General features: G+C 69.6%; 5 protein-coding genes. 3 read left to right on the top strand and 2 right to left on the bottom strand.

Annotated elements, in window-relative coordinates; genetic code table 11:
- The 3 genes from VF536_RS04850 to VF536_RS04840 form a co-directional block, all read left to right on the top strand.
- The coding region (locus tag VF536_RS04850; RefSeq protein WP_331613673.1) for a citrate synthase at window positions 1-785 on the top strand (785 nt) is incomplete at its 5' end.
- 392 nt (window positions 786-1,177) lie between these two features.
- Window positions 1,178-3,385, top strand: a complete 2,208-nt coding sequence (locus VF536_RS04845) for a sodium-translocating pyrophosphatase (RefSeq protein WP_331613672.1) — start codon at window positions 1,178-1,180, stop codon at window positions 3,383-3,385.
- A gap of 180 nt (window positions 3,386-3,565) precedes the next feature.
- Window positions 3,566-4,423 (top strand): hypothetical protein, encoded by an 858-nt coding sequence (locus tag VF536_RS04840; RefSeq protein ID WP_331613671.1) that lies wholly within the window; start codon window positions 3,566-3,568, stop codon window positions 4,421-4,423.
- Between the two features lie 12 nt (window positions 4,424-4,435).
- Here the strand turns inward: VF536_RS04840 and VF536_RS04835 are convergent, their stop codons facing one another.
- Together VF536_RS04835 and VF536_RS04830 are read right to left on the bottom strand one after the other, a co-directional pair.
- Entirely contained in the window at window positions 4,436-5,065 is a 630-nt protein-coding gene (locus VF536_RS04835) for an ABC-type transport auxiliary lipoprotein family protein (RefSeq protein ID WP_331613670.1), read from the bottom strand.
- On the bottom strand, window positions 5,062-6,024 hold the full coding sequence (locus VF536_RS04830) for an MlaD family protein (protein ID WP_331613669.1): 963 nt from the start codon (window positions 6,022-6,024) through the stop codon (window positions 5,062-5,064). The genes VF536_RS04835 and VF536_RS04830 overlap by 4 nt, the downstream gene beginning before the upstream one ends.
- Between the last annotated feature and the right edge of the window lie 56 nt (window positions 6,025-6,080).

Raw genomic sequence — 6,080 nt, 5'->3', positions numbered from 1 at the left:
GGCGGGCCCGCGCGTTCGCCGAACTGGCGGCGCTCACCGCCACGGGACACTCGACCCGCGGCCGCGTGCCTCGCGTCCTGATCGAGGAAGCGTCCGCGCTGGTCGGCCGGCTGGCGGTCGCCTTCGGCGCGTCGGACGAGGAGTCGCTGCCGCTGCATGAGCGCCTGGCGCGAGGCTGGGGCCAGCCGCGCGCGGTCGCCGCGCTGCTGCGCAAGACGCTGGTGCTCGCGGCCGATCACGAGATCACCAGCTCGGCGTTCTCCGCGCGCATCACGGCGTCCACCGGCGCCTCCTTGCCGGCCTGCCTGCTCGCGGGACTCACGACCTTCTCCGGCCCCTTGCACGGCGACGCCTCGGGTCGCGTGCGCACGCTGTTCGACGAGGTCGACCGCGACGGCGCCGATGCCGTCGTCGACCGCTACCTGGCGTCGGCGATGCCGCTGCCCGGTTTCGGCCATCACATCTACCCGGATGGCGACCCGCGCGCGGCATCGCTGATGGCGGACTTCAAGCCGCCCGCCGCGATCGCGCGTCTGATCGAGCGCGTGGTCGCGCTGACGGGGCTGCCGCCGTCGATGGACGTGGCGCTGGCCGCGCTCGTCGCGCGTTACAAGCTGCCGCCGGGCGCGGGCTTCGCGATCTTCGCGATCGCCCGCAGTGTGGGGCTGCTGGCTCACGCGATGGAGCAGCTCACGATCGATTCGGTGATCCGTCCGCGCGGCCGTTACATCGGTCCCAGCGCCGCGGGCCCCGTCGATCCCCGCAAGGAACGTCGCAAGCGCTGACGGCGGACCTCGGTCCGGAGAAGCCGGCGGAGCCGGTGCCCCTCGAAGCGAATTCCGAGCGGCGAGGAGGAGATTGAGCGGAGAGGGGCACCGGCTCCGCCGGCTTCGGGCGCCGTGCACGAAGCGCCTCGCATCGAGCGCATGTAAAGGTGACGTGACGAGGCAGACGACATGCCCGGGGCCAGTCGTTGCCCTTGTGCCTTCATACGCCCCCGCAACGCCTGACACCCGGCTTGCAAAGCCCGTGAATCCGCTGGTAAACGCTCATGCCATGCACTATTCACAGCCTTAGCATCGATCGACGGACTGTTGCTGTTGCGTGCGCGCAGGCCCGGCGCCCGCTGGATGGAACCGTCTCACGGATCAAAGAATCAGCGAGAGGAGACAACCTTATGTCGACGAGTTTGGCGCTGTACTTCGCGCTGGCCTGCGGGCTGGCGGCGGTGCTTTACGGCTTTATCCAACGCAGCTGGATCCTAAGCCAGGACCCCGGCAATCCCCGCATGCAGGAGATCGCCGGCGCGATCCAGCAAGGTGCCGCGGCCTATCTGGCGCGGCAGTACCGCACCATCGCGATCGTCGGCGTCGTGCTGGGCATCCTGATCGGCGTCGCGCTCGACTGGAAGACGGCCATCGGCTTCTTCATCGGCGCGCTGCTGTCCGGCGCCTGCGGCTTCATCGGCATGAACGTCTCGGTGCGCGCCAACGTGCGCACCGCGCAGGCGGCGACGCAGGGCATCGGCCCCGCGCTCAACGTCGCGTTCAAGGGCGGCGCCATCACCGGCATGCTGGTCGTGGGCCTGGGTCTGCTCGGCGTCGGCCTGTTCTTCATGTGGGTGAGCGAGAGCGGTACCCGCGCGGACAGCCAGACGCTGAAGCCGCTGCTGGGGCTGGCCTTCGGCTCGTCGCTGATCTCGATCTTCGCCCGCCTCGGCGGCGGCATCTTCACGAAGGGCGCCGACGTCGGCGCCGACCTCGTCGGCAAGGTCGAGGCGAACATCCCCGAAGACGATCCGCGCAACCCGGCGGTGATCGCCGACAACGTCGGCGACAACGTCGGCGACTGCGCCGGCATGGCGGCCGACCTCTTCGAGACCTACGCGGTCACCCTGATCGCGACGATGGCGCTGGCGGCGCTGACCTTCGGCGGCATGTCCATCGCGGCCATCGTGTATCCGCTGGTGCTGGGCGGCGCGTCCATCATCGCGTCCATCATCGGCTGCAGCTTCGTGAAGGCCAGCCCCGGCATGAAGAACGTGATGCCGGCGCTCTACAAGGGCCTGATCGTCGCGGGCGTGCTGTCCGCGATCGCGTTCTGGTTCATCACCCGCGCGCTGTTCCCGCAGGACCTGACCCTGCCGGGCGGACAGACGATCGGTGCGAACGCCCTCTTCCTCTCCTGCCTGGTCGGCCTGCTGCTTACCGCGGCGATGGTGTGGATCACCGAGTACTACACCGGCACCAACTACAAGCCGGTGCAGCACGTCGCGCAGGCGTCGACCACCGGCCACGGCACCAACATCATCGCGGGGCTGGGCGTGTCCATGCGTTCCACCGCCTGGCCGGTGCTGTTCGTCTGCGTGGCGATCCTGGTGGCCTTCAAGCTTGCGGGCCTCTACGGCATCGCGATCGCGGCCACGGCCATGCTCAGCATGGCGGGCATCGTCGTGGCGCTGGACGCCTACGGACCCATCACCGACAACGCCGGCGGCATCGCCGAGATGGCCGACCTGCCCGCCAGCGTGCGCGACGTCACCGATCCGCTGGACGCCGTCGGCAACACCACCAAGGCCGTGACCAAGGGCTACGCGATCGGTTCCGCGGGACTGGCGGCGCTGGTGCTCTTCGCCGACTACACCCATGCGCTGGAGCAGCGCGGGCTCTCGGTCAGCTTCGACCTGAGCAACCACATGGTGATCGTCGGGCTGTTCATCGGCGGCCTGATCCCCTACCTCTTCGGCGCGATGGCGATGGAAGCGGTGGGACGCGCGGCGGGCTCGGTCGTCGAGGAAGTGCGGCGCCAGTTCCGCGAGATCAAGGGCATCATGGAAGGCACCGCGAAGCCCGAGTACGGCCGCGCGGTGGACATGCTCACCGCCGCGGCGATCAAGGAAATGATCGTCCCGTCGCTGCTGCCGGTGATCGTGCCGATCGTGGTCGGCCTGCTGCTCGGCCCGGCCGCGCTGGGCGGGCTGCTGATGGGCACCATCGTCACCGGGCTGTTCGTCGCCATCTCGATGTGCACGGGCGGCGGCGCCTGGGACAACGCCAAGAAGTACATCGAGGACGGCCACCATGGCGGCAAGGGCTCCGACGCGCACAAGGCGGCGGTCACCGGCGATACCGTCGGCGATCCCTACAAGGACACGGCGGGTCCGGCGGTCAATCCGCTGATCAAGATCATCAACATCGTCGCCCTGCTGATCGTTCCGCTGCTCCCGGCGACCGGCATCAGCGGCCCCGCCGCGGGGGCGCACACGCCGCCGGCCGTGACCGCACCGGCAGCTGACACTGCCGTGCCAGCCTCCGCGCCTGTCGGCGTGCCGGACGTGGTGGCCAGCGGGCCGACGGAGGCGGCCAGCGCGGCATCCGCACCATGAACCGCGTTGACATGCCCTGACCGGCGCGGAGCGATTGCACCGACTGGGCGACGCTCGCCCGGTCCTCGGTGAAAACGCTGAGAAAAACAGCCCCGCGAGGGGCTGTTTGCGCTTTGAAGGGTCATGCGCTCACGGCAGAATCGGCAGTCAATACAAGAACGTCCAGGGACTCCGCTCAACATGCTCAGCCAGGCCATCACGCCGCGCGATTTCGAACGCCGCCGCGAGCAATTGGCCGAGCTCCAGCGCTATCTGGCGTCGCAGGAATCCGAGTACGCGGAGTGCCGCCAGCGCATGCAGCGTTTCGTCGACCGCTACGTCGCGGCGCTGGGTCCGCTGTACATGGAGCTGGACGCGCTCGAATCGCAGCTGTACTGCGCGATGCGCTACCTGCACGACGCGCTGGCGCGCAACGGGCTCGATGCCCGCGCGCCGGATTCGCCTCGCGCCACCTCGATGCCGCATCTGCCGGTGCTGCCGGCCGGCGCACCGCTCCCGGCCGAGCCGGAGGGGGGTCTGGTGCAGGTCGGCCCGCCGCCGCTGAAGACCCTCTACCGCCGCGCCGCGAAGCGGCTGCATCCGGACCTCGCACCGGACGATGCCGAACGCGTGCACCGTGAGCGCAAGATGGCCGAGGTCAACGAGGCCTACGATGCCTGCGACCGGGAGCGCCTGGAAGCGCTGCTGCTGGCCGCCGGCGAGAGCCTGGTGAAAGTGCGCGGCGGCGACGCCGACGCCGTCATGGAATGGCTGCGTAGCGCCGAGCGCTCGGTGCAGGGCCGGCTGCGCGTGGTCCAGGCACACCTGGCGCTGCTGAAGAACCACACGATGCATGAACTGGGCGAATCGATAGCGCGCGCCGAGAAGCGCGGCCTGGATCCGCTCGGCATCATGGCCAACCGCCTGCGCGCGCAGATCACCGAGCGCCGCCAGGAGCTCTACATCGGGCAGCGCCTGCAGCCCGAATCCAGCATGGCCGAGGCCTTCCTGCGCCAGCGCCAGCAGCGCATGGGCGGCGGGATCGCGGCGTCGCACTGACGCCGCTGAAGGTCAGCGCCGTCCGCGCCCTTGCGGGACCCGTGGCGACAAGGTCGCCGCCCAGGCAGCGATCTCGGGACCCAAGGCATCCACCGCGGCCGCCGTCGCCTTGACGGCGCCTTCGGCATTCGAGCCCGCCGGTTCCGATCGATCGAACGCGCGTTGCGTGCCGTCTTCGGCGGTCGCCATGACCCGCACCTGCACCTCGCTGCGCGATGCGCCGGAGAAGTTCTGCAAGCTCTCCTCGAGTTCCAGCGTGACGCTGATGACCACCTGAGGATCGGCTCCGGCGGCCACGGTTGCGCGGGCGATCTGCTGGCGCATCCGCGAGGCCACGAGCACCGGCAGCGGCGCTGCCCAGCGCGAATCCCGGTACACGCGTCGCGCATACGGATCCGAGTCGACGAGCCGGTAGGCGATCCCGGTGCCTTGCAGCGTCTCCGGCGCCGTGACCGCCTGCAGTTCGACACGCTTGGCCAGCACAGTCTGCTGCGGCCACGCGGGCGCGGGGCCGAGGTCCATCTGCGTCGGCGGCGGAGGACGGCTACCGCAGGCGCTCAGCGTCGCGGCGAGGGCCAGTCCGCCGAGCAGCAGCACGCGGCGCACGCCGCCGGTCCTTTGGAGTTCGATGTGCTCGTTCATTTCTTCGCTCCCGCCTCGAAGCCGGTTTCACCGGGTCCGGGCGCGCCGGGCGTCGGGCCGAGGATCAGGCTTTGCGGCTGGTCGCCGATGTTCTGTGCTGCGCGCTCCAGGGCGCGCGCCGCCGCCGACAGATCGTCCAGCACCGCGCGTTGACGCGGTTTGTCCGCTGAGCCGACCAACGACAGTTCCACGCGGCGCAGCGTGCGCTGCAGCTGCACCGCCGCATCGCCCAGTTGATCGATCGCGGCCGCCTTGCCCTTGTATTCGTCGACGAGCTCGCCGCCCTGCTTCGCCAACGTGTCAACATGGCCCAGGGTGTTCTTCCCCGCGACCACGAGACCGTCGGTGTTCTTCACCAGCCCCGGCAGCGCCTGCGCCGTCGGCCGCAGATCCTTGACCAGTTGATTGAGCCCGGCAGACGCCTCGCTCAACTGCGCCAGCGTCTGGCTCAACTGCTGCTGGTTGCTGTCGCTGAGCACCTTCTGGATGCGGTCCATCGTCGCGAGCGCGCCCGCCGCGAGCTTCGGTCCCGCGTCCTGCAGCTGGTCGAGGAAGCCCGGCGCGAGCGGGATCCGCCGCGTCTCCAGCACGCTCTGCTTGGGATCCGCCGGATCCTGCCCGTCGTACAGGTCGATGAACGACAGTCCGGTGATGCCCTGGTACCCGAGCTTGGCCTGCGTGCCGGGCGCGATCGGCGCATCGGAGTCGACCTCGATCTCGACGAGGATCTGCCGCGGCTGCGCCGGATCGAAACGGATGGTGTCGACCTTGCCGACCTGCACGCCGCGCAGCTTCACCGGCGCCTTGACATTGAGGCCCGGCACGCCCGAGGCGGTCACCACCGTGAAGGTCTGCGTGTCGCCGCGGTCGTCGCGGAACCAGAGGATGACCGCCACCAGCGCCGCCCCGAGCAGCAGCACGAAGAGGCCCGTGGCCAATGCATGTGCCTTGTTTTCCATGTGCTCGCCCGAGTCCTTGTGGTTGATCGTTGTTCGTTGTTGTCAGAGGGCGCCGC

It is taken from the genome of Roseateles sp. (assembly GCF_036486225.1).
GTDB lineage: Bacteria > Pseudomonadota > Gammaproteobacteria > Burkholderiales > Burkholderiaceae_C > Roseateles.
Note: the sequence above shows the minus strand (reverse complement) of the source record. Positions and strands in the feature narration are given on the sequence as shown.